Source organism: Candidatus Scalindua japonica (assembly GCF_002443295.1).
Taxonomy (GTDB): Bacteria; Planctomycetota; Brocadiia; order Brocadiales; family Scalinduaceae; genus Scalindua; species Scalindua japonica.
Genome location: NZ_BAOS01000001.1, coordinates 217,874 through 243,482 on the forward strand (window position 1 = coordinate 217,874; position 25,609 = coordinate 243,482).

At 39.4% G+C, this 25,609-nt stretch carries 21 protein-coding genes and 1 pseudogene; 18 read left to right on the top strand and 4 right to left on the bottom strand.

Features of this window, described 5'->3' with window-relative positions:
• The first annotated feature begins 319 nt into the window (after nucleotides 1-319).
• The 15 genes and pseudogenes from SCALIN_RS00790 to nhaA all read left to right on the top strand — a co-directional run bounded on the left by SCALIN_RS00790 (nucleotide 320) and on the right by nhaA (nucleotide 16,309).
• Nucleotides 320-2,101 (top strand): annotated as a pseudogene (locus SCALIN_RS00790) (IS1634 family transposase).
• A 347-nt stretch (nucleotides 2,102-2,448) separates the two neighbouring features.
• A complete protein-coding gene (locus SCALIN_RS21875; RefSeq protein ID WP_162532087.1) occupies nucleotides 2,449-2,613 on the top strand; it encodes a hypothetical protein in 165 nt (54 codons plus the stop codon).
• A 440-nt stretch (nucleotides 2,614-3,053) separates the two neighbouring features.
• Nucleotides 3,054-4,163 (top strand): pilus assembly protein PilM, encoded by a 1,110-nt coding sequence (gene pilM, locus SCALIN_RS00795; protein WP_096892363.1) that lies wholly within the window; start codon nucleotides 3,054-3,056, stop codon nucleotides 4,161-4,163.
• Nucleotides 4,154-4,753 (top strand): PilN domain-containing protein, encoded by a 600-nt coding sequence (locus tag SCALIN_RS00800; protein WP_096892364.1) that lies wholly within the window; start codon nucleotides 4,154-4,156, stop codon nucleotides 4,751-4,753. Before pilM ends, SCALIN_RS00800 begins: the two co-directional genes overlap by 10 nt.
• A complete protein-coding gene (gene pilO, locus SCALIN_RS00805) occupies nucleotides 4,750-5,280 on the top strand; it encodes a type 4a pilus biogenesis protein PilO (protein WP_096892365.1) in 531 nt (176 codons plus the stop codon). Before SCALIN_RS00800 ends, pilO begins: the two co-directional genes overlap by 4 nt.
• Before the next feature lie 34 nt (nucleotides 5,281-5,314).
• A complete protein-coding gene (locus SCALIN_RS00810; protein ID WP_096892366.1) occupies nucleotides 5,315-5,851 on the top strand; it encodes a hypothetical protein in 537 nt (178 codons plus the stop codon).
• Nucleotides 5,844-7,442 (top strand): type II secretion system protein GspD, encoded by a 1,599-nt coding sequence (locus SCALIN_RS00815; protein WP_096892367.1) that lies wholly within the window; start codon nucleotides 5,844-5,846, stop codon nucleotides 7,440-7,442. The genes SCALIN_RS00810 and SCALIN_RS00815 overlap by 8 nt, the downstream gene beginning before the upstream one ends.
• 42 nt (nucleotides 7,443-7,484) lie before the next feature.
• A complete protein-coding gene (locus SCALIN_RS00820) occupies nucleotides 7,485-8,429 on the top strand; it encodes a DUF948 domain-containing protein (protein WP_096892368.1) in 945 nt (314 codons plus the stop codon).
• A 64-nt stretch (nucleotides 8,430-8,493) separates the two neighbouring features.
• Nucleotides 8,494-9,873: a tetratricopeptide repeat protein gene (locus SCALIN_RS00825; protein ID WP_096892369.1), complete on the top strand. Its 1,380-nt coding sequence runs from the start codon at nucleotides 8,494-8,496 to the stop codon at nucleotides 9,871-9,873.
• 400 nt (nucleotides 9,874-10,273) lie between these two features.
• Nucleotides 10,274-10,465 (top strand): hypothetical protein, encoded by a 192-nt coding sequence (locus SCALIN_RS21535; protein WP_133111566.1) that lies wholly within the window; start codon nucleotides 10,274-10,276, stop codon nucleotides 10,463-10,465.
• Between the two features lie 17 nt (nucleotides 10,466-10,482).
• Nucleotides 10,483-10,635, top strand: coding sequence for a hypothetical protein (locus tag SCALIN_RS21880; RefSeq protein ID WP_162532088.1), 153 nt, complete (start codon nucleotides 10,483-10,485; stop codon nucleotides 10,633-10,635).
• Between the two features lie 125 nt (nucleotides 10,636-10,760).
• Complete coding sequence (locus SCALIN_RS00835; RefSeq protein WP_096892371.1) at nucleotides 10,761-12,671, top strand: PAS domain S-box protein; 1,911 nt, start codon at nucleotides 10,761-10,763, stop codon at nucleotides 12,669-12,671.
• 49 nt (nucleotides 12,672-12,720) lie between these two features.
• Entirely contained in the window at nucleotides 12,721-13,245 is a 525-nt protein-coding gene (locus tag SCALIN_RS00840) for a hypothetical protein (protein ID WP_096892372.1), read from the top strand.
• A gap of 73 nt (nucleotides 13,246-13,318) precedes the next feature.
• Nucleotides 13,319-14,185 (top strand): carbonic anhydrase, encoded by an 867-nt coding sequence (locus tag SCALIN_RS00845; protein WP_096892373.1) that lies wholly within the window; start codon nucleotides 13,319-13,321, stop codon nucleotides 14,183-14,185.
• A 681-nt stretch (nucleotides 14,186-14,866) separates the two neighbouring features.
• Nucleotides 14,867-16,309, top strand: a complete 1,443-nt coding sequence (gene nhaA, locus SCALIN_RS00850; RefSeq protein ID WP_096892374.1) for a Na+/H+ antiporter NhaA — start codon at nucleotides 14,867-14,869, stop codon at nucleotides 16,307-16,309.
• A 23-nt stretch (nucleotides 16,310-16,332) separates the two neighbouring features.
• On the opposite strand, the gene nhaD is transcribed toward nhaA, so the two are convergent.
• The 4 genes from nhaD to SCALIN_RS00870 all read right to left on the bottom strand — a co-directional run bounded on the left by nhaD (nucleotide 16,333) and on the right by SCALIN_RS00870 (nucleotide 21,103).
• Nucleotides 16,333-17,826 carry a sodium:proton antiporter NhaD gene (nhaD, locus tag SCALIN_RS00855; protein WP_096892375.1) on the bottom strand — a complete coding sequence of 498 codons (1,494 nt, stop codon included), beginning with the start codon at nucleotides 17,824-17,826 and terminating at the stop codon, nucleotides 16,333-16,335.
• Nucleotides 17,827-18,019: 193 nt separating this feature from the next.
• Entirely contained in the window at nucleotides 18,020-19,645 is a 1,626-nt protein-coding gene (locus tag SCALIN_RS00860; protein ID WP_203415291.1) for a SulP family inorganic anion transporter, read from the bottom strand.
• Between the two features lie 178 nt (nucleotides 19,646-19,823).
• On the bottom strand, nucleotides 19,824-20,456 hold the full coding sequence (locus tag SCALIN_RS00865) for a hypothetical protein (RefSeq protein ID WP_096892377.1): 633 nt from the start codon (nucleotides 20,454-20,456) through the stop codon (nucleotides 19,824-19,826).
• 263 nt (nucleotides 20,457-20,719) lie between these two features.
• Entirely contained in the window at nucleotides 20,720-21,103 is a 384-nt protein-coding gene (locus SCALIN_RS00870) for a Na-translocating system protein MpsC family protein (RefSeq protein WP_096892378.1), read from the bottom strand.
• Nucleotides 21,104-21,481: 378 nt separating this feature from the next.
• Here SCALIN_RS00870 and SCALIN_RS00875 point away from each other — a divergent pair, with 378 nt between their 5' ends.
• From SCALIN_RS00875 to SCALIN_RS00885, 3 genes are all read left to right on the top strand, one after another.
• Nucleotides 21,482-22,615: a formylglycine-generating enzyme family protein gene (locus tag SCALIN_RS00875; RefSeq protein ID WP_096892379.1), complete on the top strand. Its 1,134-nt coding sequence runs from the start codon at nucleotides 21,482-21,484 to the stop codon at nucleotides 22,613-22,615.
• A gap of 134 nt (nucleotides 22,616-22,749) precedes the next feature.
• Nucleotides 22,750-23,727: a ParB/RepB/Spo0J family partition protein gene (locus tag SCALIN_RS00880; RefSeq protein ID WP_096892380.1), complete on the top strand. Its 978-nt coding sequence runs from the start codon at nucleotides 22,750-22,752 to the stop codon at nucleotides 23,725-23,727.
• 6 nt (nucleotides 23,728-23,733) lie between these two features.
• Entirely contained in the window at nucleotides 23,734-25,593 is a 1,860-nt protein-coding gene (locus SCALIN_RS00885) for a chloride channel protein (protein ID WP_096892381.1), read from the top strand.
• The last annotated feature ends 16 nt before the right edge of the window (nucleotides 25,594-25,609 follow it).

Genomic DNA, 25,609 nt, shown 5'->3' on the forward strand with positions numbered 1-25,609 from the left:
TGGCAATGGTGTTATCTATGAAACAAATATTTGATTATGCTGGCGTGTTTCTGGTGCGTAAAACGCACCCTACGATTTTTGTTTCCGGACGTAGAATGTTTCTGGTGGGCGGTAGGGTGCATTCCATGCACCGTTAACAACTTTCGCTATTCGCGACTAAATTTAAGGAATTTTGGAAAATTTTTGAGTTTACCAAAACGTAAGTCCATGTAAATAAAGGATCCAGCTTTTCAAGAAGTCCCAAAATAGGCCAAAACCCGTTGTAGTGTAGACCTACCCCCTTTTTTTCTTAATTCCTTTCTGCAATAATACCCTCATCATGTTTCTAAGATGCAACGAACGATTTAAAAATGGTAAGAACCATAGGTACTGGAACATAGTCGAAAACAAGCGAACAAGCTCTGGTCGTATTGTCCAACGCCAAGTTCTCTACCTTGGCGAAATAAGTGATAACCAACAAGACACATGGCGTAAAGCAATAGAGGTATTTGAAGACGGGCAAGAACAACCCAGGCAAATGCATCTTTTCCCTCAAGACACACTCTCTCCTTCACACAACGAAACTCAGAATGCGATACATGTAAAATTAAATGAATTACAAATTAAAAACCCTCGTCAGTGGGGAGCGTGCTGGTTGTTTTGTGAGCTATGGGATCTCTTAAAACTAGATCAGTTCTGGTCAGGCAAACTATTACCTGGTAGAAAAGGAACACGCTGGCTAAATGTTTTTAAGACACTCACTGCCTATCGATTAATAGACCCCGGAAGTGAGTGGCGTTTACATAGATTGTGGTATGAACAAAGTGCCATGGCAGATCTATTAGGCGAAGACTATGGTTTAGTCCAAAAGGATAAATTGTATCGTTGTCTCGACAAACTCGTTGAGCATAAAGAAGATCTTTTCTCATTTCTCAGGCAGAGATGGCATAACATGTTCAATGCCAGGTTTGACATTTTACTTTATGATCTGACCAGTACATATTTTGAATGTGACCCACCTGGTGCAGGACTACGGAAGTTTGGATATAGTAGAGATAAGAGGTCAGACTGCGTACAGGTAGTGATAGCTCTTATTGTAACTCCAGAGGGCTTCCCTTTGGCGTATGAAGTGATGCCAGGCAATACGAAAGACTCCAACACGCTTGAAATGTTTTTGCAAAAGGTTGAAGGGCAATATGGGAAATCAAATCGTACGTGGTTGATGGATAGAGGGATTCCAACGGATGAAACAATAGAGAAGATGAAAGGTTCAGAGTATCCGATAAAATATCTCATAGGTACTCCCAAGGGTAGATTGACCAAGCTTGAAAAAAAGTTTTTAGACAAACCGTGGGAAGAAGTCCGAGACAAAGTAAAAGTAAAGTTACTCAAGGATGATGGAGATCTGTATGTATTGGTGGAGAGTGCAGACCGTGTAAACAAAGAGAGGGCTATGCGTAGACGTAGGCTAAGGAAACTATTGGAGAGGTTAAAGCAGTTGCAGGATCAGAGCAACAGCAGAGACAAATTGCTATTAAAGATAGGGGCGGCCAAGAAAGAAGCGGGACGAGCATACTCGTTGGTAAAGATCAATTTGCCTGATGCAAAGGAAGTAGTTAACAAAGAGACATTTACCTTCAGCTTGGACAAAGACAAGCTTCGCAAAGTGATGAGAAAGGAAGGAAAGTATTTGCTTTGATCTAATTTGACGGCTACAGATCCTGGGCTACTTTGGAAGCAGTATATGTTATTGGGAGAAGTAGAGCAGGCGTTTAAAGAGATGAAAGGTGACTTGTTAATACGTCCAATTCATCATCAGAAAGACACAAGAATAGAGGCACATATTTTTGTTGCGTTTCAGGCCTATTGTTTAAATGTTACGCTTAAGCAGAGGTTAAAGTGGTTAGCTCCAGGACTAACACCAAGGGCCGTAATAGAAAAGTTTAAGAAGATGCAAATGCTTGATGTACATTTTCCGACTACTGATGGAAAACAGCTCGTATTGACTCGATATACACAACCTGAAAAGGAACACAAAATGTTACTGAGTCAAATGAAATTTAATTTGCCCAAACAACCACCACCGAAAATTACATCTAATTTGGAGGCTATCGTGAAGTAGAGAGATTGCAATTTGTAGTGTAGACTTTTAGGGTGTTTTTGTTGATTTATAAGGACTTAGATCGTCAAAATACCTCGAATAGCGAAAGTCGGGTTAGGTGCGTAAAACGCACCCTACGATTTGTGTTTCCGGACGTAGAATGTTTCTGGTGGGCGGTAGGGTGCATTCCATGCACCGTTAACAACGTTGGATACGGCAATGGTGTGATATATGAAACAAATACTTGATTATGCTGGCGTGTTTTAGGTGCGTAAAACGCACCCTACGATTTTTGTTTCCGGACGTAGAATGTTTCTGGTGGGCGGTAGGGTGCATTCCATGCACCGTTAACCACATTGGATATGGCAATGGTGTTATCTGTTAAACAGGCACTTGATTATGCTGGCGTGTTTCTGGTGCGTAAAACGCACCCTACAAATTTCGTTTCCGGACGTAGGCCAGTAGGGTGCATTCCATGCACCGCTAACAACCTTGGATATGGAAATGGTGTGATATATGAAACAAATTCTTGATTACGCTGGCGTGTTTCTGGTGCGTAAAACGCACTCTACGAATTTCGTTTCCGAATGTAGAATATTTCTGGAGAGTATTGAAAATTAGAATTTCTGATTTGTTTTGCATTTAAATATTCAGCCAGAAGTTGACACCAGGACAGGATTGAAAAGTGTTTATTTATTAAACATCTTCATCTGTTTTTTCCGATAAAAACAGACAATATAACCCAACTATGAAATCACATCATAGTGATAAATATAATAATGACTGCTGCGTCCTGCTCATCATATTAATATATTGTATAACTTAACATACAGCTGATTAAAGACTTAATGAACTCAGACATCTAACGAATTAAATAATGTATTGTAAAATGGTCTGACCTTGCATGTTTTTAAATCACGGCATAAGTTTTGCGATTAAACTTGTCGTTAAATAATTATTTTCAGAAAAACTCATGTTTAATCTTAAACCAAATTACCCAATAGCCATTAATATCGGTGATCATAGTATATCTGCAATACAACTAAAAGAAACTGGGTATGGTTTGGGTGTAAGAGAGTGGTTTTACCAACTATTTGAAGATGATTTTGAGGATGTTCTGGATAATGGTGTACTGGTAAAGATCTTAAAAGATATGATCAAAAATAGAAAATTTGCTGGCAGAAGAGCTATTGTACTTGTCCCCACAAAAAATATCACAAGCTTTCCCATCCGGTTTAAAGTAGATGAAGAAGAAAGTATTGAATCGGCTATCGTACGCGAGTCAGTAGAGCGTGTTACCATTCCAATGAATGAAGCCGCTATAGATTATACTTCAGTTTGCAGGATAGGGAATGATGGTAGTGGAGACCGGTATAACGCGGCAGTGATTTCGGTGAAAAAGGAGCTGATAAAGCAATATATCATTATGCTCAAGCAGGCAGGTATTAACGTAGAGGTAATTGATTATGGCTTGTTATCTCTGGTCCGGCTACACCGGTATCTATACAATGCTATTAATGATTCTGTTATTTTATGCCACATCGGTTATAAAGAAAGCCTGCTTTCAATTATAGGTAATGACAGTATTTTAGCTCAGCGCAATATCATGTGGGGAATACAGCCCATTATTAAAAAACTGGAACAGAACCTTGGGCTTACAGAAGATAGCAAGGCCGCCAAAACGCTTCTCAGAAAATATGGGCTTATCTATGAAAATCGTCAAAACGACAAGAACACTGCAGATACTGCTTCGGATATAAAAATGGACAGTAGAATCCGTCCAACGTATCAGGTCATAGTTCCTTATATCAATAAGTTAATACATGAGTTTCAGAAAATGATCGCATTTTTCAGGTCTGAGGAGCATAATACCGCAATCAAAAACATATACATATACGGACAAGGGACCATAATTCACCATCTTGACCAATTCATTGAGAATAGCCTTAACATCAAGACAGAACTGATCAATCCGCTGAAAAAAATATCTTATAATGACCACAGTACCCTCGCAGAAGTGTTTGATGAGGTCCCATTAACCCTTGCGCTGGGCATGGGAATGAGGAAGGTGAAATGGCTTTAAGAGAGATTAATCTGATCCCCTCAGATATATTGTCTTCTCGATATCTGAGACGTCATCTTTTGTTCTGGGCAGTATTGCTTATAGCATTACTTTCACTGCCGGGTAGTTTCTATGCGTACCAGACGCAGTTTGTCTTGAATAAAGAGAGACCTATGAAAAACCTCGAAAATATTCACGCGCTGATCGGTACAAAAATTGATGATATTTACCGGATACAGGCAGAACTGGAAAGGTTGGATCAGCAACAGGGTGTGCTTAAAACCATAAAAAGGAATCTGCCCTATTCGAGCGTGCTTTATCAACTGTCAAATATCATGAATGAATATGCCTGGCTTACCAGTCTCACTATTGATAGTACCCCTGGCAAAGATAGAATTGATAACGATAAACTCGAGTTGACGGGGCTTGCTTTGTCCAATGATAAACTGGGCAATTTTTTAATCAGTCTTTCGAGTGATGATCTATTTAAAGATGTCGTATTGAAATACGCAAAAGAAATCAGAGGTAAACGGTATTACCAGGCCAGTAAGGTAGATAAGGGTTTAATCCAGTTTCAAATCACGTGCAGAATGTATGAGGATAATCAATGATAACGCTCAGGATGAGAAAACTTGATCGATTCTGTCTGCTCACGGTGGTCGTTGTTCTGGTAACATGCGGCTATCTGATTGTAAGTTACGTCAGCAAACAGAAAAGACAAATACAGCAGGAGACAGAACTGCTTTCAGAAAAATTGAAAAAATTAAATATAGCCGAGGTAAATCTGGAAAACCTCAATAAATTTTTAGATGATACTAAAAATGAGCTGAAAATCATAAATGATCAAATACCGGAAACTGCTAAGATTGGAATGTTTCTGACAGAAATTGATTCGTTAATGGAACAAAGAGAACAGTTATTGATAAATATAGAGCCTCTTCCTCCCATTATAGAGGATAACTATAAAAGAATTCCCATTCGAGTGGAATTCAAGGGTTCTTTTGAAAATACTTATAAAATCCTTCACGATCTTGAAACAATGAACCGTTTGCTGGTAATGGAAAGAATTAATATCTTCAAGTCCGACACCGATAAGCGATGTAAAGTTGATTTAACAACCAGTGTTTTTGAAATGTGATCGACTAAATGAGAAGCAAATATAAAACTACGCAATGTCTGATAAACAAAAAGAGAAAAATAAGATTTATATAGCTATAGGATTGGCCGTGATTATGGTGGTACTATGTTATTTTCGGCTGATACACAAAAAGGGTACGGGTACCACTGTTAAGAACAATATCCAGAATAATCTGACTGTCACAGAATTAGATGTCCCTGAAGTAAATACTGAAACGCTGAAAAAGATAAGCTGGCGTAAGAAGGACCAGGTCGGGCCGCTTCCTGAGCTTAAGAGAGATATTTTTGACAATACAAAATTTCTGAAAAAAGCTGAAAAAGAGCGTACAAAGAGCAGTCCGGAAAATGCCGAAATCGGCAATGCGACAATCAGCTCTCCAGAGATGGCTTCAGAATTGGAACTGAAGGGTACGGTTGTCGGCGGGAAGAATCCAATAGCAATCATAAATAATAAATTTGTAAGAGTGGGAGACCTGATAAATGACTATACATTAGTCAGGATAGGAAAAAAAGAAGTTATACTCGTCATGAATGACAGGACAGTGAAAGTTGAAATGTTAAGAAATGAATAAGAGAAAAATCAATAAGAAAAAAATAATAACCAGTGGCTATCTCATCATTTTACTGATGTTCATCCATCCATCCATTTCAGGGTCCCGGGAGAATATCAGTGGTTTTCGGCAAGGAACGGATAATATCCATCCGGGTAGTACGTTATCTGATAAAGAGCAAAACCTGATTCCTGCCCAATCGAAGGAGGATGACCTTATAACCGTCAATTTCATTGATACTGACATCCGTCAGGCGCTTTCAGCCATCTCCATGAAACAGGAGATCAATATTTCAACAGCGAAAGAAGTCAAAGGAAGAATATCTGTGCACCTTTATAAGGCAACGCTGAATGAAGCGCTGGACGCGATTACGAATGCCGGACGGTTCAGCTATCAGAAACGGGGAAATCTTTATTATATCTATAAGTCCGGAAATGCGATTGATCCATTTTCCAGTAATCTTGAAATGCGTATTTTTAAACTCAAATACGCTGAGACTAAATATATACAGCAGATACTGGATTCAATGTCCGGGATGCGAGCTGTCAAGATACATAAACCGTCAAAGACGGTTATCGTGGAGGATACAGAGGAAAATATAAATAAGATAGAAAGGTTAATCAATCAATGGGACGTTATGCCAAGACAGGTGGTGATTGAGGCAAAGATCCTGGAGATTACTCTGAATGATGATATGGCAATGGGTGTTAACTGGGAAAGGGTAACAGGTAACGCGCGTCTTTCTACAGGCGGGCTGAGCAGAGCAGTGCAGCCTGGTGAAGTTGGCGAAATGATTTCTCCGGTCCCTGGTGTTGGAGCAGGCTTTTTTGCCAACTTTATCACCGGTATCGGTAGAAATTTTGATATTTCAGCGGCTCTTGATGCCCTGCAGACAGAGACTAACGTAGACACTCTGTCCACTCCCAAGATTATCGCCATACACGGCAAACCCGCTAAAGTTCAGGTTGGTGGAGAGCAGGGGTATAGAGTAACCACTGTCAGTGATGGTATATCACAGGAGACTATCGAATTCATACAAACCGGCACTATTCTCGAAATAACCCCATACATTAATGATAACGGCAAGATATTGCTCAATGTAAAGCCTAGTATTCAGTCAGCGACTATTGAAGAGAATGGCGTTCCCATTGTTAATACTACAGAAGTTGCTACCTGGCTGATAGCTGATAACGGGGAGACCGTTTTTATTGGCGGGCTGATTCAGGATGAAAAGATCATGGAAAGCAGAAAGGTCCCGTTACTTGGTGATATTCCTCTTCTGGGCGGGCTGTTTTCAAGGCTCCTCCGTGACACAAGAAGAAGCGAACTTGTAGTTTTAATTACCCCTCGAATCATTGACGAAGACCAGGGAATCTGGACACAGGAAGCCATCGAAAAAACCATACAAATGGAACGGAACTTATATAAAGAGCCGTTGCCGGATTATAAACAGTTTTTTGATCTATTGTCCCCAAAATCCTATGATAAAGACAAAGACATTTTAAAAAGTGAGGCATACGAAGAAAATAAAAAAGTGGAACAATACTTACAGAAGGAGCCATTACCTGATTACAGACGGTTCTATGATCTGTTATCACCGGGCGATGTATGAAATTAATGATTATTTTCTTAATATCTGTTTTGTGAGAAAGTTATGAATTGGATAATGATCGCTGGCGTCGCATTTGTGTGCGGAGGAATGTTTCTGTTCTATTTTGGTCAGAAATTAAAGAGCAGGTTTGACAATAACAGACTGCGGAAGCGTGTAAACAAGATGACAGATGAGGTTGACCAACTGGTAAACAGTAATAACGAATTACATTCCAGGGTTGACCAATACAAGAAGGGCCTGTCAGAGAAAGAAAAAAATATCCATCAGCTTACAGATCAAATTGACAAACAGAATGTGGCTGTTGAAGAATACCGGAAATGCCTGGAAGAAAAAGACGAAACTGTTTATCAACTTACAGAACAGGCTGGCAGACAGAATACGGTCATTGAGGAATATCAGAAGCGCATATCAGAACAGGACGAAACAATCCACCGATTTACAGCACAGGTTGATAAACTAAACGCAGATGCTGAAGGTTACCGAAAGAGCCTGTCAGAGCAAGATAAAACAATTCACCAACTGACATCTCGGAATAGTAAACGGAAGATAGCTGCTGAGGAGTTCCAGGATGATCTTTCAGGGAAAGACAAAACCTTTCGCCTGCTTACGGAACAGCTTGACAATGTTAATATAGTTACTGAAGAGTATACGAGGAACATGCCGGAAAACGGAAATAACATTCACAGGTTTACTACCCGGATTAACAAACGGGAATTCGATGAAAAAGACAAGGATAATATCTCGAAGAGAAATAAAAACATCAAACAACGCAGGTCCTGGTTTAAAAAATTCAAGCGGTCAGCTTCAAAAACATCCTTTAAAACAGAGCGTGACACAAATGGTGTATCTGGATTGATAACGACAGTTCCCGGGGTGTTAAGAAGTACAACAGATGTTAAGGAAAAAACGCCGGGAGTTCAAAAGGCAAAACCGATTGTAGAAATAAAGAACTATTTCACAAAAGCCTTTACTGGCGGAAAATCTTAACCGGGAACATGAGATTTTCACTCTTTATTATCTTTACCATTATACTATATTTCTTGAGAAAATTATGAGCAGGATTGCGATATTAGGAGTTGCTCTCGTAACTGGCGGAGTATTTCTGTTCCATTTGGGGCAGGAAGTAAAGAACAGGTTATACAATAACCACCTGCACCAGAGCATAAACGAAAAGAGTCACGAAGTCGAAGAACTGACAAACAACAACAATAACGCGTTGAAATCGAGGGATGACAACTATCAGAAGGTGCTCTTAGAGAAAGAGGCCGCAATACAGCAGCTTACTGTAAGGGCTGATACGCAGAAAGCGGCTGCTGAAGAGTATCAGAAATATATTTCAGAGAAAGACAGCATAATCAACCAACTTACTGAACAGGTTGACAAACAGAAGTTGACAACTGAAGAGTACAGGAAAACTCTTACAGAGAAAGACGAAGCTTACCATAAGCTTACAGAACAACTTGAAAAGCTGAATGTAGTTACTGAAGTGTACCAGAAAAAGCTGTCGGAGAAAGAGGCGATCATCCATCAGTTGACAGCCAGGGTTGACAAACAGAAAGGCGCTGATATAGACAAAGAGGGCCTTTCAAAGAGGAACACAACCATTAATCAACATAAATCCTGGTTTGAAAAATTATTACACAAGTCAGAGCCCAGGCATGTTTCATCTTCAGAAAAAGAGAGCGGAAAACAGGATTTAAAAGAAACAGAGTATGATAAGGAAATTGCGCATGCCAGAAATCTATATAAAACGGGAAGGTATGATGATGCCTATAAAATCGCGGATAACCTCAGGCAAAAATTTCCTGAAAACGGACAGGCATATTTAGTACTTGGGACAATCGAGATTCACAGGGAGCACTGTGACAATGGTGAGCTTTTGTTAAATAAAGCCATTAAACTCGGACTGACTGACAGGGATAAAGCGTGGGCCTTTCATAATCTGGGAATAGCATCAGTTAGAAAAAAGAGTTATGAAAAAGCAGAGGAGTTTCTTGTAAATGCGATTGAGTTGGACAGTAATATGGAGAAAAGTAAGAAGGCCCTGTTATTTCTTCAGGGTTATTTGCAGAGGAAATCTTTGATTATAAAGGCAAGAAGTCTTTGTAAAATGGGAAAGTATGATGATGCCTACAGGATTGCTGATGACCTGAGGCAAAAGTATCCTGAAGACGGGTTGCCCTATTTCATTCTTGGAACGATTGAGATGCAAAATGAGCACTATGACAAGGGTGAAGACCTCTTAAATAAGGCAGTCAAAATGGACCAGTCAGACGAAGACAGGGCCTGGGCTTTTCATAGCCTTGGAATATCCTCTGCTCGAAAAAATAATATTGAAAAGGCAAGAGAATATCTGGTTAAAGCTGTGGAGTTGAATCCTGGTATGACGGAGAGCAGGAAAGCCCTGAAGTTACTTGATGATTTAGATTGAAAACATGAAAAGTTTATAATAAAAAAGTAAAATTTCTCAACTTACGGTTTATAAACTTTGTAAATAATATTCAGGATATACAGAATGAGTAATATCATAATTTGAATGTTAACACCATATTCTTCAACAACCCTCCTTGAGTAAATCCTTGTAGTTGTCTTAACAGATCATTGGTTTGCCAGGCTATGACAGGACGATTTGTGTGTTTTACTTGAATAGTAACGGCAGATAGCCTCCATGGTGAATATACAATTAATTTATATATACGATTCACCATGCAATATATCCGTCTTCACTCTCTTGATTTATTTGAAATATCGTGGTATATTTGTGAAAAGTTAATTTGTCCTGAGACAAGTAGGGTGCATTCCATGCACCGCTAACAGCATTGGATACGGCAATGGTGTTATATATTAAACAGACACTTGATTATGCTGGCGTGTTTCTGGTGCGTACAACGCACCCTACGAATTTCGTTCCCGGATGTAGAATGTTTCTGGTGGGCAGTGCCCACCCTACACGGGTGCCTATTCGGGCAGGCATGATTAAAACGGGAATCCAGACAAGTAGGGTGCATTCCATGCACCGCTAACAACATTGGATACGGCAATGGTGTTATATATTAAACAGACATTTGATTATGCTGGCGTGTTTCTGGTGCGTAAAACGCACCCTACGATTTTTGTTTCCGGATGTAGAATATTTCTGGTGGGCAGTGCCCACCCTACACGGGTACCTATTCGGGCAGGCGGGCGGGTATGACAAAAGCGGTATACGCAAAAACCTGACCGGATGACGTTGATTTGTTCTGAGAATATTGAAAGGTAATCGATTCTGGAGAATGGAAATGACTGTGATTACAATTTTCTTACATTACGGAGATAAAAATGTTTATTTCAATTCAAAATAGAATTATTTTTTTGTTAATTGTATTTACGTTGCTGCCATTTGTTATCTTAAAGATTATCGCTTTTCCTAAGGTGGAGAGGGATGTAGAGGAGTTGCAGATTCGCCATTTGAGTAGTGCCGGGCATAAGCAGGCAACGCTGGTATCTAACTGGATGCGTGAAAGAATGACGGATGTCCTGGTTATTGCGGATAACCCTTATATGATAAATAGCGTGCATCATACCTGGAAGGATGAAGAGTATGCGGAAACTCTCAGGTATTTAGAGCTGATTGTCGTTGAGTATGGTTACATGGGTGCTTTTGTCTGCGATGATAAAGGATTGGTCACAATAGCTACAATTAAAGAGAGTGTAGGGAGAGATTTATCAAATAAAGATTATTTCAAAAAAGCATTACGAGGGTATCCATTTGCATCGAGTATCATGCCGTCAGAAGTACCACTTGTAAATGAGTTTGACGAGAAAGAGATAGGAGTGCCAACAATGTTTGTTTCAACTCCTTTAAAGAATAAGGCGAATGATATCATCGGAGTTATTGTATTGAGGGTCCACGCGGGTACCTTGAGTAATATGATGAATAGCCTGAAGTTTGGGAAGACAGGAGAGTCTTACCTTGTAAATGAGGAAGGTTATATGATATCCGAGTCCAGATTTGCTGAACGTTTAAAAAAGAATGGATTGGTGAAGAAAAGATGCTCGCTGGAATTGAAAGTGACAGACCCGGCAACAGGCGAATTGACTTATGGGGCTGCGCAATGTGTTTCCGGAAAGAACGGTTTTAGTGGAAGCGGTTATTCAGACTATTCCGGCATAACGGTTTTGGGTGTATGGCATTGGCTGCCTGAATTCAAGTGGGGTGTCATTACGGAAATTGACATGGACGAAGGATATGGGCTTGCGCACAATCTCCATTTTATTGCTAATGCCATTCTCTTCGTTATTGCGTTTCCCGTTATTCTCGCTGCGTACCTTATGGGCCGGAAGTTGTCCAACCCTATTCTGCGCTTGCGAGCAGTTGCCGAGAAAATGGCATCCGGTGAGGACCTTTCTCAAAGGATAGAAGTTAAACAAAACGATGAGATTGGTGATTTGGCCAAAGCTTTCAATACGATGATCAGTTCACTGGATGCAAATAAGAGAGAACTCTCTGCCTCTGAGCAGCGATACAAACGAAGAATTCATTCGTTAATGGAAGGTATTTATGAGTGTGAACCTGGCGTTGACGGAGTTTTTACCTGGATTAATAAGGCCGGGGCTGAAATACTGGGATATAAATCACCGGAAGATGTACTTGGGACAAAAGTAGCAGATATATATATCGATCAGGAAGACCGCAAAAGACTCGTTGAAAGACTTGAGAAAGATGGAGTATGGATGGGCTTTGTTTCACATTGTAAAAAGAGGAGTGGTGAGCAGTTTTACATGGAACGTACTTCTAATATGGTAAGAGACGAGCATGGTAAACCTACTCTTATTTTTGGGGTTTTCAGGGATATTACGGAACGTAAGAAACTGGAAGATGAACTCCACGAGTCAGAGAAGCAACATAAAGCTCTGTTGAACTCGATAAGTGATGGAGTTTACCAATGTAAACCGGGTATAGATGGTGTGTATACTTACGTTAACCTGGCAGGGGCGGAAATACTTGGTTATAATTCTCCAACAGAGGTGATTGGTACTCGCGTAGTAGATATTTATGTAAATTCTCAAGACAGGTATGAATTAATCAAAACATTGGAAAAAGAGGGAGTGTGCAGGGATTATACAGCTTTTTGTAAAAAGAAAAACGGGGAACGTTTTATCTATGAGGTTAGTTGCAGTCTGGTACGTGATGAATCAGGAAAGCCTGTTATGATTGAGGGTATATTCAGAGACATGACAGACCAATAAGATTCCATGATTTTAAAGACTGAATACGATTGGACCAGGAGTATAAATTATGGAGAATAATCAATTCCGGTTATCTATAAATGCGAAGACCATCATTATAATACTGTTATTATTAAATGTTGGGTATGCGTATAAGAAGATAAAACAATATGATAACATAAAAGAGGTTGGTTACATCAGGGAGAGGACTGACCAGGAACAGATTCGAAAGCGAATCATGAAGTCTTTTGGCTCAGTGCAAGAGAGGGACCAGCTTGTTAATGATTTTGCAAAACTGAAAGAAGCGACAAAAAACCTGTCCGCAGCTCTTCAGGAAAAAAATGAAAAAATAAACAGGGTACATAAGGAACTGGAAGAAACAAAGTTAAAGTATAAAAAAGAGAGGGCTTATTTACATAAAAAGATACGTGGTATGGCAGACGGGTTCTCTAAGCGTAAGGACCGGTATGAACTGAGGAATAAGGCAAACAAAGAGCTCAAAGAGTCAACGTCAAAATTTAAAACGGAAAATGCCGGTTTGAATAAGAAGATACAGGATCTGGAAAATTTATTGCATAAACCTGATAATCAGTAGATGGTGTTTTATGAATACTCATGCTGTGTAATACCAGAGTTGTATAGAATGGTTAATGAGGAGAACATGAAAAATGGAACTTGGACATTTCTTTTATGATCTTTTAGTCCACAATGAAGGATTCGTAGAGAAGAGTGAAGATACGCAGTTTTCAGCTTATGAAGACCAGCAACATCCACCTATAACAATGCTCACTTGTGCTGATTCTCGTATACAGGGGAAGATTCTTGGGATGGACCTCATTAATAAGGTGTTTACGGTCCGTAACGCGGGAAATCAGGTTGCCAGGAACAAGGGTAGCCTTGCATATGCTTTAACGGCCCTTAATACTCCAATATTTTTTATACTTGGACACACAAATTGTGGGGCAGTAAATTTTGCAGCTGGTGCCAGTCTGGCAAATGTAAGAAAACTGGAAGAATCAAAAGATGACTCTTCAGTGGTGTCTGTCACAGGTGGGCAGAAAAAAGAGGGCGGAATTCAACTTACCTCTTCTAAAGGAGAGTCAAAGATTATCAGTAGTCTGAAAAAATCGGACTTTTCTGCAGCCAGTCGTGAGGTCCAGCGTGAAATGCTCCCTTTGACCATTCCGATTGAGAGAGGAATTGCTCATTTAGTGAAGATCGGTAACAAAAAAAAGGAACTTGCTTATCTTAGCCAGGTGAATGTTGATTATCAGGTAGAGAAAGCACTCGAATATTATGGTGACAGAGTAAAGGAGAATAAACTGGCAATTGTTGGTGGTATCTATGATTTTGTTGGTGCTTATTCTGATAAACGTGGAAGAGTTGTGGTCACCAATATAAATGGAATCTATGAGGAAAAGAAGCTTCAGGAAAGTGCCATGGCCTTTTGTGAGACCGATAACACTCTCGACAAATCCAGCGAATCATATAAGCTTTGTTGTAAATTAATTGAAGAGAAGGTGTCTCGCATTTAGTTCTTAGAGTTTCAAATAATCTAGAATCAATCAGCGTCATCCGGTCAGGTTTTTGCGTATTGCAAATTAATGCTCCAAAACTGTCATTCCCGCCCGCTTTAAGCGGGAATCCAGCGTGTTTCTGGTGCGTAAAACGCACCCTACGAATTTCGTTTCCGGACGTAGAATGTTTCTGGTGGGTGGTAGGGTGCATTCCATGCACCGCTAACAACGTTGGATACGGCAATGGTGTTATATATGAAACAAATTCTTGATTATGCTGGCGTGTTTCAGGTGCGTAAAACGCACCCTACAATTTTTGTTCCCGGACGTAGAATGTTTCTGGTGGGCAGTGCCCAACCTACGCGGGTACCTATTCGGGCAGGCATGCTTAAAGCAGGAATCCAGATTGAACGATTCACATAGATACCCGATAAAGGAATTCCTGCCCGAATAGGTACCCGTCCGAACGGTTGAGCCGGGCGGGTATGACAAAAGCCGTATACGTAAAAACCTGACCGGATGCGTCTGAGAATCAATAGAAATTATATTATTTTATGTTATAATGCAGATCTATGATTTATTCTAAACTCAGGCATTTTTAGTTAGTAATTAAAACTTTCCAGACTCGGCAAAACTCGTAGATGTTGCCAGAGAGCAAACAATTTTATTAGAAATTATTTATAAATAGAGCATGAATTTATGAAAGAACAAAACAAACCGATTGATGACTCCTGTCACGATGGGATTTTTTATGCCCCCTGGGAAAAAACATTTAATCGAATACTGACTCCTTTTGAGGAGTTTATACATCGTCAGGCTACTAGCGGCATATTGTTAATGATAATGGCTATGCTGGCTATGGTATTGGCAAACTCCGGTCTTGCCGAATTCTATCATCAGCTGATAGAGACGCATATTTCAATAGATGTTGGTTCCTGGGAGATGGAAAAAACAGTGCATCATTGGGTCAACGATGGTTTGATGACCCTCTTTTTCTTTGTGGTCGGTCTGGAGCTTAAACGCGAGGTTTTAGTTGGTGAACTTGCAGACGTGCGCAAAGCTACGCTTCCGATTGCGGCAGCGATTGGTGGTATGGCCGCACCAGCCCTGATTTACTACTTTATTAATCCGGAAGGGGTAGCTTCCGGCGGGTGGGGAATGCCGATGGCTACCGATATTGCTTTTGCGCTTGGCGCGTTGGCTCTGATCTCGCACCGTGTGCCTAAAGCACTGATTACTTTCCTGGTTGCCCTGGCTATTGTCGATGATTTAGGAGCAGTAACGGTGATTGCTATTTTCTATACAGAGAATATTTCATTAGACGCGCTGGCTTTTGCAGGGGGGCTGTTTGGCTTGCTTATAGTGTTTAATCGTGGTGGTATTCGAAGCTTTACTCCCTATTTCATTGTTTCAGTTTTGTTATGGTACATGCTTATGCAATCAGGAGTACATGCTACCTTAGCGGGGGTCCTGGCGGCTTTTTCTATCCCTGCGATACCTAAATACAATCCGATGGTTTTTAATGAGCGTGTTAAATATTTAATGAAGCGGTTTGAATCCAGTCATGAACACGATAAAAGCATCATGAATAATGCTGAATTACGTGCTATTGTATGTTCCCTGGAAAGTAGCGCGCAAAGCGTTCAAACCCTGTCACAGCGTCTGGAACATACATGGCATATGCCAGTCGCTTATATCATTATTCCCTTTTTTATATTAGCTAATGCCGGAACGCAGTTGGAGCTGTCCTCTTTAAGTGAAACGTTGGCCCATCCAGTGGCATTAGGAGTATCGTTGGGCCTTATCGTTGGAAAATTTGCTGGTATTACCGGTGTGAGCTGGCTGCTTTTAAGATTTGGATTTGCGCGCTTGCCCAGTGGTGTTCGTTTCACCCAAATTGCCGGGGTATCCTTGCTGGCTGGAATTGGATTTACGATGTCTATGTTCATCGCTGAACTTGCCTTTGAGCATCAGGAAAATCTATTACTTATCTCCAAAACTGGTCTTATGTTTGCTTCTCTCATTGCAGGTGTCGCGGGTTCTGTCTGGTTGTTTGTTGTAAGCAAACAAAATGAAGTCAGTGATGATTGTGGGGTGGAACATGCGGATACAACTAATTATCAGGTACAATCGTTTCTGTAAGCGTTTACAGGATTAAAGCTGATTTATAATGCGTTGAGAAGATAGTAGGTTCCTGCTCCAGCCAGGTAACCGGCCAGCGCCAGTAAGCTCATTTTACTCAAGTACCAGATGAAATCAATTTTGAGAATACCCATAACAGCGACGCCTGCAGCTGATCCAATTATCAGAACACTTCCCCCGGTTCCGGCACAATAGGCGAGGAGTTCCCAGAATGTTCCGTTCACGGCAAAATGGCCACCTGGCGCTATCTCGTACATGCCCATAGCCCCTGCCACAAGTGGTACATTATCTACAACAGCAGATAATAATCCTATTATCAAATTGATAGCATATATATTGCCTACATGATTATCAAGATAGGTAGCAACATATCCTAAGTGTCCGGCAGATTGTAACGAGGCAACTGCAATAAGGATACCAAGGAAGAACAAGATAGTCGTCGTATCTACTTTTCTGAGCACTCCAACTATCGTTCTTGTCGATTTTACTTCTTCGTTCTTGCTGTGATGCATCAACTCCGTAACTACCCAGAGTACACCCAGGCTGAAACTTATCCCTATAACCGGAGGAAGATGTGTTATAACTTTACATAAAGGTACAAAAAGCAATCCTCCAATACCAAGGAAGAAAACAACTTTCCGTTCAGTATCTGTAGTGGGATCAGAAAGTTGATGCTTCACCCGGGTATCTTCTGGTCTGACAACTTTACCTTTCATCTTAAAAGAGAGAATTCCTAATGGTACTACCATGCATACTAGGCTTGGGAGTATCAATGAAGTTATGATATTAAGAGAGGTGATATGTCCGTCAATCCATAACATAATGGTAGTAATATCACCAATAGGCGACCAGGCGCCTCCGGCATTAGCGGTAATAATTATAACACCCGCAAACATCCAGATATTCTTCTTCTTTTTCATAAACTTCTTCAGCAACGTTGTCATCACAATAGAGCTTGTCAGATTATCCAGCGCTGCCGAGAAAAAGAATGTAATTAAACCTACAATCCACATCAACTTCACCTTGCTGGTGGTTTTTATGAAATCTGTGATTATGCGAAAACCTTCATGCGCGTCAATCACCTCTACAATCGTCATTGCACATAACAGGAAAAAAAGGATTGCTGCTACTTCACTTAAAGTATGAGTAATCGAATGTTCAATATAGCCGTGTAATATCTCCGGTGTCTCTTCTGCAGGAAATTGGTGGATCGGAATATGTAGTCTTTTTCGTTTAATTATGTTCGGAGTAGAACCATAACGATCGTCTATGCTTCGATTAATAGTCTCGTGAGACAAATACTCCTTTAGCCAGGGTGGTGTCTGTTCTGATTGGGCAATAACATTAATTGACTCCTGACTATTGTAATGAAGTACAATATCGGGAGCAAACGAGTAAATTCCCCAGCACAAAGCACCGGTTATCAGCGCGGTTGCCGCCTTGTCAACTTTTATCGTATGTTCCAGCGCTATCGCCAGATAGCCTATAACAAAAACGGCAATCATTAAAAAAAACATGTTTATGTATGATATTGATAGCATCCTGTAAAAACAAGACAATATCAACTATCTTTCCCTTTTCCGGTTTAGAAGTTATCTATTGATTTGATGAAAATATATTTATCATGCCAGGAGGGATTAATCGAATGTAATTACGTTTATGATTTAATTTTTGCGTAATTAATTAATCGTTCTACACAAATAACCGATTTTAATCTGTTGACGGATTGCTTTGTACAGGCAAAGCATAGACCCATTTATCCAGTTTCTTAGAGTAAATCTCTTCTTTTGCAGAAGATCGGCCAAGAGGCTGGATCACTTTTACGTTTATATTTCTATCGTCTGCTGAAATAATAAAATCCCCGATTGCCTCCCTTACATCGTAATCAATGCTGGCACATTTACTCATATCAATAGTCAGGTAACTATCATTGGGGATTGCTGCCAACTCTTTTATGATCGCCCCTTTATTCAAAAAAGTAACATCTTCAGACAGGCTGATTTTTATTTGTTGTTTTCCGTCAGATGTCTGCTTGTGTAAAAAATGAGAATTCTTAAAGTTACGAATTAAGATAGTGGCAGAACCTACACAGCACCCTAAAGCAAGCCCTATCAATAGATCTTCAAAAACAATGCCCAGTATAGTGACAATAAACGGTACAAATTGCTCCCATCCCAGTCTGTATTGTTTTACAAAAAGAGCAGGTTTCGCTAATTTATATCCAACCATTAACAATATACACGCAAGAGCAGGTAAAGGTATGAGATTAAGAATGCCTGGAACAAAGGCAACGCAAATCAATAGAAAAAACCCGTGAAGAATAGCAGATATTTTTGATTCTGCACCAGCCTGTACATTTGCTGAACTTCTAACGATCACCTGAGTAATTGCCAACCCGCCAATCATCCCGGATACAATGTTTCCGGCGCCCTGGGCAAATAGCTCACGGTTGGTTGGTGTAACTCTCTTATGAGGATCCAGCTTGTCCGTAGCCTCTACACATAAAAGTGTCTCTAAGCTGGCTACGAGTGCTATCGTAACACCCAGGATATAAACTTCTTTATTACCTATCTGGCTGAAATCAGGAAAAGTAAATTGTCCAAAGAAAGAGGAGACACTGTTCGCAACCGGCACATGTACCAGGTACTCATGGCTTAAATGGTATTGGGAAAAAAAACTTTTTGTTAAAAGTTGAAAAATAATACCTGCAGCTACTACAACTATTGGTCCCTGTATTAACCTGAAAAATTTATGTTTCTTTGTCAGGTACAATTCCCATGATAATAGAATTGCCATTGAAATAATAGCAATTATTACTGCCCCGGCTGTTATATGTTCAAAATACTGCATCAGCGCTTTAAACGTATTGCCATCACTCATGCAGGCATGGTAATCAGGCCCTTTCCACTCTCCATCATATCCAAATGCAAAAGGTAACTGTTTAATGAAAATAATGATCCCAATACCCGCAAGCATTCCATTTATAGCCGATAATGGAAAATAATATCCTATAATTCCAGCTCTTAAAAAACCAAGGATTATTTGAATTATGCCGCCGATGACTACGGCCAGCAAAAAGGTTTCAAACGGTGTAGTAATTAATGCAGTCAGGATAATTACAGCAAGGCCCGCAGCAGGCCCGCTGACTCCATGAGCGGATTTACTTATCGCCCCGACAAGTATACCACCAACAATTCCTGCAATAAGACCGGAAAACAGCGGCGCTCCGCTTGCCAATGCTATTCCAAGACAAAGCGGTAAGGCAACAAAGAGCACAACGATACTTGATGGTATATCTCGATTTAACGTGGAAAAAATGGATTGTTTTTTCATCATAGTGTTTAACCGTAAGAAGTGTTCTTATAGAACATTCAATTAAATGTGAATCGTATCTGATAAAATAAAATATTCAAGTTTTTTTTATTATTATCTAACGGATTTCCTGTAACGAATTAAGTCAAAAAATTATTAATTGTTGATTTGTTTAGCTATGGGAAAATATTCATCAAAAAATTTAATGAAAGGGAAAATTAATAATTCGATCTGAAAAGAGGGTATTTAATGATGAAAAATAAATTTCTAAAATATCCTTGTTCTCTTTAATAGCATATGAAGCAATAAATCCTGCCCAGTATGACCCCAGGTTAATCTCTTGTTTTTCTTCACCAAGTAGATTGAGATCACAATTACTCAAGCTTATTTGGTCTATCTGTTTATGGTTCAGGCATGCCCTTCTTCCCAGAAATATATCGCCCTTTTCAAATAACTGCTGCCAGATAACTATATCTATTTTATGCCTGATTCTCTGGTTCTCTGATAGAATAATTAGATGAGGAATTGAGTCACTTATGATTTTTATGGGAATCTCATTCTTTGCTTCTATCAGTGTTGAATATGCCTGTATCAGCAAATCATTTCGAACTTCTTTAAAACTACCCCAGGACTGTTTAATAAAAAATTTATTTGGTTCGCTGGTTGCTAATGTTTTCAACCCGGATTGTAATAATACTCCTTCCTCGCTTATTGACTTTTTGGTCAGTGGTATTATTTCCAACATATCAGGAGGGATTAAATAAGCGGGATCTATCTGCTTCACCATATCTTTGTATATTTCAGTGATATAAGTTAATGGTTGTTTGTGTCTCATTGTTAAATTAACCGGTACCTGAGCATGTATACAAAAAAAGCCAGCATCATCTCTCAGGTCTCTCTTCGTTTAAGAAGATGATAGGAAATAATGTTGGCTTACTCAACAACAATTCTATTGAAAGGAATAGAATTCTTGTCTAGTCTTCCGATACTTTCGAGGAAGTATAGTTTAAAGAAACAAATAAATCAACTGTTTTTTTTGTCTGTTTTATCGCCTTCCGGGTTAATCTCTATTTAACTTTTCTATGATACCAAATACATTTACTTTATTGCCAGATATTTAAATCTTGACTCAAGGTTTTGGTCCAATATGAAAACAATTACCTTTTCTCCTGTCTTTGTACTGATGTCAGAGTGTAGACTTTTTGTTTTGCAGCCGGTAATGTCAGATACGATATTCTTTAATAGCATTTTTGCTCCTTCTAACAATTGCATACGCGTCCTTTTTATCAACTTGGCGCCTTCCTGGGTTTTAGTCAGTTGTACCTCTGCCGGTGTAAGGACTCCTTTGCAGCGTATCATTATTGCGTCCTTTATAATAAAGGTGTTTGCTTCTAATGGGCCTCTACCCATAAATTCTTTTTCAAACTTTATTATTGCTTCACTTATTTTTGCTTCCAGTTGTCCTTTAGTTGTTTTTTCCATAATCAGATTTTACATAAAAAAAGGATGGTTGTCTACTTGCTAAATAATTTCATAATCAACCTGTTCAATCATATCATAAAATGTTTGAGATCCAGGTTTTCTACTTTTTATAATAGTAAAGTCTACAATTAAAACGCATTAGCTTGACTCTTAATACTATTCCTATTTATTTGACAAATCAGCTGATAATAACTAATATTATCTCAATTCAAAAATTGTCAGAGTCACAAGACCTGGTAATAGTTGACCGTCATTTGTAATTATTAAAAATGTTTCAGTGTGTTTCTGTGTAATGTGTTAACAGTTTTTATTCTATATTCAAAGTATCAAAGATAGTTGAATAGATATTGAAAATACTTTAAAGAGGAGTTATGAGTAATGCAGACAATTCGAACCGGATATAACAGACAGATTTTCTTTTACTACTTATTAACACTGGTTATGATTGTACTCAATATTGGCATGACAGATGTGTTTGCGCAAGGTAATGAGTTGTCGTATGAAAAACAATTGGATTCATTGCTTAACACTGCAACTTCAGATCTGGATGCTGAAAGATGGGAAGATGCTGTACATAACTTAGAGAGAGCGAAGAAACTGGCGGTTAGTCTGCCAGGAGAATTTCATTATCTATTCGGGAAGGCACTTTTAAAAACGGGAAACTATGATTACTCGTTATCAAATTTAACCGATTACATCACATTAGAAGGCAGGGAAGGGAAATATTTTGAAGAAGCAATTAACCTGATCGTGGAAGCAAGGAACAAACAAGATGAAAAAAGACGTCCAACAGTAGAGCCACATCATCAGGTAACAAAAGCTGCTGAAGAGATCGAGGACGGTATGGTTTTTGTGAAAGGTGGGTGTTTTGAAATGGGAGATATCTTTAACACAGGGGGTAGTGATGAAAAACCGGTGCATACGGTATGCGTGAGTGGGTTTTATCTGGGGAGAACAGAAGTAACACAGAAACAGTGGGCATATGTAACAGGTAAGAATCCGTCGAAATTCCAATGTGAAGACTGCCCGGTAGAAAGAGTGAGCTGGGATGATATTCAGGAGTTTATAAAAAAACTGAATGAAAAAACCGGCATGAATTACCGCCTGCCAACAGAAGCGGAGTGGGAATATGCTGCAAGGAGTGGTGGATTGAAGCAGCAATGGGCTGGGACAAATAATGAAGGGGAAATTGGAGAATATGCCTGGTATGGATCTACTGCCGAGGGCCGTACACATAGTGTGGGGAGCAAGCAGCCTAATGGAATTGGCCTTTACGATATGATGGGAAATGTATGGGAGTGGTGTTCAGACTGGTATGACAAGAGATATTATGATGTCAGTCCCGCTAAAGATCCTCAGGGTCCTTCAGAAGGGCACGGCCGTGTTTTGCGGGGTGGTGGTTGGCGCAGCAAAGATAAGGGCTTGCGTACGACAGATCGTAATGATTTTATTCCCACCGAAAAAAAGTTCAGTGATATCGGTTTCCGTCTTGCCAGGTGCCTGCAATATTAGTTTATCCGGGAAATCTAATGTGCCGCTCTGACAATTTAGATATTAGTCATCTACGGGATTCTTCCAATAATACTCTTTCCAATTATTAGTTTAATAATAAGCTGAGGTTTCAATCAACTATTAGTAACAGAAGAATGGCTTACGTACAGGTTTTAATAAACGATATTGATTTATCTTCAGAAGGGCATGATAAATATGTCTTTAATTATAAGCAGGATTTTAATAACATAAAAAAATCGCTGAATAGAATTGGATTAATCAGTCCTGTTGTTTTGAAAAAGAATACTGATTATGATGTGACATATACTGTTGTGTGTGGGTTGCGGCGCGTCATGGCTTGCCGGGCCTTAGGGATGGAGAGTATAGAAGCAAAGATAATCGATGGTATAAATGAAGAAGAGGTTTTATTGCTGAGCCTTCACGATAATGTATACTCAAGGGGGTTCAATGAAATAGAGAAGGCAATTGTCTTAAAAAGGTTTCTGGCTATAGGGTATTCTAAAGATAGAGTGTTGGCTGAAATAGCCCCACTCCTTAAAATACCATCAAATAAGAATATAATGGACAAATACCTTTCCGTTTTACGGCTGGGGAGTTCAATGAAACAGTCTGTAGCAAGAGGTGAACTTGAACTGGAAAAAGCATTTCTTCTTGTTTTATTTGACACAGAAGAAAGAGAAATTATCTATAAATTCCTTTTTAGAGAATCAATCACTAACATAAATGAAGCAAAAGAGACAATAAAAAATCTATTCGATCTTAAGTTGATAAAACAGTTATCAATAGAAGAGTTGCTGTCTTTAGAGGAAATTAGTCTCATCATCGTGGATAGTAAACTTAATAAGAGACAAAAAGGGGAGAAGATATACAGATTAATAAAGTCTATGCGTTGTCCTACTATCAGTCTGAAAGAGGATGAGTTTGACAAATCATACAGGGCTATGAGGCTGGATAATGATGTTCGGATTAATCACTCCAGGTATTTTGAAGGAGATGGTATCAGGATAACGTTAAAGGCATCTAATGAAGAAAAGTTAGGGAATAATCTCAAGAAACTCCTTTCAAATATCAGGAATGGAATGTTTAAGAAAATCTTTTCTATTGTAGAATAACTTTCTATGGTTAAAGATAATAAAGTTGGATTAAAAATCATTGCGGCGGCCAGAAAATTAAAGATTTTCGACGATACATTTATACTCATGCTGGCGGCGCTGGTAGGGCTTGCAGGTGCGTATTTTGCAATTATATTTCGATATTTAATAGTTTACATGACGTCTTTAATTGGAATTCTGTGCGGATATATTTCCATTGGGATTAATTATGTAGCACTGTTTGTAGGTAAAATATCTTTCCTTGATATCAGCGGTGAAATTAATGAATTCAAAGGATTACAATTTGTTTACATATCAATAATACCTGTTGTTGGGCTTATTATCGTTGCTTTTATAACAAATATATTTGCAAAAGAGGCAAAAGGCCATGGGGTTCCGGAGGTTATGTCTGCTGTCGCCAGAAAAGGTGGCTTGATCAGGCCACGCATCGTTTTTATAAAGATGTTTGTGTCGGCAATATGCATAGGTTCCGGAGGGTCAGTTGGTAGAGAAGGGCCAATCGTACAAATTGGATCTGCCATAGGATCTTTTTTCGGACGTTTTTTCAAAATGCCCAGTTTTGCGGTAACCGTACTTGTCGGCTGCGGCGCGGCTGCAGGCATTTCAGCAACTTTCAATGCACCTATAGCCGGTACTTTATTTGCCTCTGAAGTCATCCTGAAAGATATCAGGATCAACAGCGTTACCCCCATACTTATATCTTCTTTAGTTGCTGATTCCATTTCAAGGGCTTATTACGGAAATATCCCCGCATTTATTGTTTCTCAATATGAACTGGCCAGTTATGGAGAGCTGAGCTTGTATTGCCTGCTTGGTGTGTTGGCCGGCCTGGTTGCGGTGCTTTTTATTAAGGTTCTTTATAAAACAGAAGATATTTTTGATGCAGTTAAGATCCACTGGTTACTAAAAGCCACTATAGGGGGATTGTTATTGGGGCTTGTAAGTATGTTCTGTCCTGAGATAAATGGAGTAGGGTATGGGGTTATAGAAAATGTACTGAATAATCCCGGCCAATTCAGTATTTTTATGTTGTCTCTTTTATGTATACTCAAAATAGTTATGACATCGGTTACGATTGGAGCTGGGGGTTCAGGTGGAGTATTCGCGCCTTCGTTGTTTATGGGTGCTGCTCTGGGTGGACTTTTTGGGGTTTGTGTTCAGGATGTTCCTTATTTTGCTATTGCTTCGCCAGGGGCATATGCGCTGGTGGGTATGTCTGCCGTTGTAGCAGGTACAACTCATGCGCCCATTCAGGCAATCCTTATTTTGGTAGAAATGACCGGTGATTATGAAATAATTCTGCCGATTATGGTAAGCTGTATAATCAGTCACATAGTTGCGAAGAAAATTGAAAGCGGCTCTATCTATACAATGAAGCTTATCAGAAGAGGGGAATCAATGGAAATGGGTAAAGATAAAGCAATCCTGAAACACTTGCGGGTAGCTGATGTTGTCGTTAGAAATTGTATAACTGTTGAGTCGCATACGCCTTTCGATAAGATTCTACAAAAATTGCGCTCATCTAATGCTGATGCATTTCCGGTATTGAATGAAAAGGAAGAGTATGTTGGAATGATAGATTTAAGACAGATTAGTAATATATTACATAGCGATACATTGCTTAGCGATGAAGCAAAGAAACATCTGCTTGCAAAAGATCTGGTATTAACCGATCAATATACACTCACACTCGACCAGGATTTACTTGAAGTGTACAATGAGATGTGTATGGAAGAACATGAATGTCTTCCAGTAGTTGACGAAGATGATGATAAGAAACTCATTGGGATAGTTACAAGGTTTCATGTGATGTACCGATACAATAAAGAAATGGTATTATCACAGGGAGACAGTGCTCAAAAATAACTATGGTGTTATTATG

Excerpts from the sequence above, each read along its gene's own strand:
- SCALIN_RS21875 (WP_162532087.1), top strand. The coding sequence starts at position 2,449 with ATGGTGTTATCTGTTAAACAGGCACTTGATTATGCTGGCGTGTTTCTG.
- pilM (WP_096892363.1), top strand. The coding sequence starts at position 3,054 with ATGTTTAATCTTAAACCAAATTACCCAATAGCCATTAATATCGGTGAT.
- SCALIN_RS00800 (WP_096892364.1), top strand. The coding sequence starts at position 4,154 with ATGGCTTTAAGAGAGATTAATCTGATCCCCTCAGATATATTGTCTTCT.
- pilO (WP_096892365.1), top strand. The coding sequence starts at position 4,750 with ATGATAACGCTCAGGATGAGAAAACTTGATCGATTCTGTCTGCTCACG.
- SCALIN_RS00810 (WP_096892366.1), top strand. The coding sequence starts at position 5,315 with ATGTCTGATAAACAAAAAGAGAAAAATAAGATTTATATAGCTATAGGA.
- SCALIN_RS00815 (WP_096892367.1), top strand. The coding sequence starts at position 5,844 with ATGAATAAGAGAAAAATCAATAAGAAAAAAATAATAACCAGTGGCTAT.
- SCALIN_RS00820 (WP_096892368.1), top strand. The coding sequence starts at position 7,485 with ATGAATTGGATAATGATCGCTGGCGTCGCATTTGTGTGCGGAGGAATG.
- SCALIN_RS00825 (WP_096892369.1), top strand. The coding sequence starts at position 8,494 with ATGAGCAGGATTGCGATATTAGGAGTTGCTCTCGTAACTGGCGGAGTA.
- SCALIN_RS21535 (WP_133111566.1), top strand. The coding sequence starts at position 10,274 with ATGGTGTTATATATTAAACAGACACTTGATTATGCTGGCGTGTTTCTG.
- SCALIN_RS21880 (WP_162532088.1), top strand. The coding sequence starts at position 10,483 with ATGGTGTTATATATTAAACAGACATTTGATTATGCTGGCGTGTTTCTG.
- SCALIN_RS00835 (WP_096892371.1), top strand. The coding sequence starts at position 10,761 with ATGTTTATTTCAATTCAAAATAGAATTATTTTTTTGTTAATTGTATTT.
- SCALIN_RS00840 (WP_096892372.1), top strand. The coding sequence starts at position 12,721 with ATGGAGAATAATCAATTCCGGTTATCTATAAATGCGAAGACCATCATT.
- SCALIN_RS00845 (WP_096892373.1), top strand. The coding sequence starts at position 13,319 with ATGGAACTTGGACATTTCTTTTATGATCTTTTAGTCCACAATGAAGGA.
- nhaA (WP_096892374.1), top strand. The coding sequence starts at position 14,867 with ATGAAAGAACAAAACAAACCGATTGATGACTCCTGTCACGATGGGATT.
- nhaD (WP_096892375.1), bottom strand. The coding sequence starts at position 17,826 with ATGTTTTTTTTAATGATTGCCGTTTTTGTTATAGGCTATCTGGCGATA.
- SCALIN_RS00860 (WP_203415291.1), bottom strand. The coding sequence starts at position 19,645 with ATGATGAAAAAACAATCCATTTTTTCCACGTTAAATCGAGATATACCA.
- SCALIN_RS00865 (WP_096892377.1), bottom strand. The coding sequence starts at position 20,456 with ATGAGACACAAACAACCATTAACTTATATCACTGAAATATACAAAGAT.
- SCALIN_RS00870 (WP_096892378.1), bottom strand. The coding sequence starts at position 21,103 with ATGGAAAAAACAACTAAAGGACAACTGGAAGCAAAAATAAGTGAAGCA.
- SCALIN_RS00875 (WP_096892379.1), top strand. The coding sequence starts at position 21,482 with ATGCAGACAATTCGAACCGGATATAACAGACAGATTTTCTTTTACTAC.
- SCALIN_RS00880 (WP_096892380.1), top strand. The coding sequence starts at position 22,750 with ATGGCTTACGTACAGGTTTTAATAAACGATATTGATTTATCTTCAGAA.
- SCALIN_RS00885 (WP_096892381.1), top strand. The coding sequence starts at position 23,734 with ATGGTTAAAGATAATAAAGTTGGATTAAAAATCATTGCGGCGGCCAGA.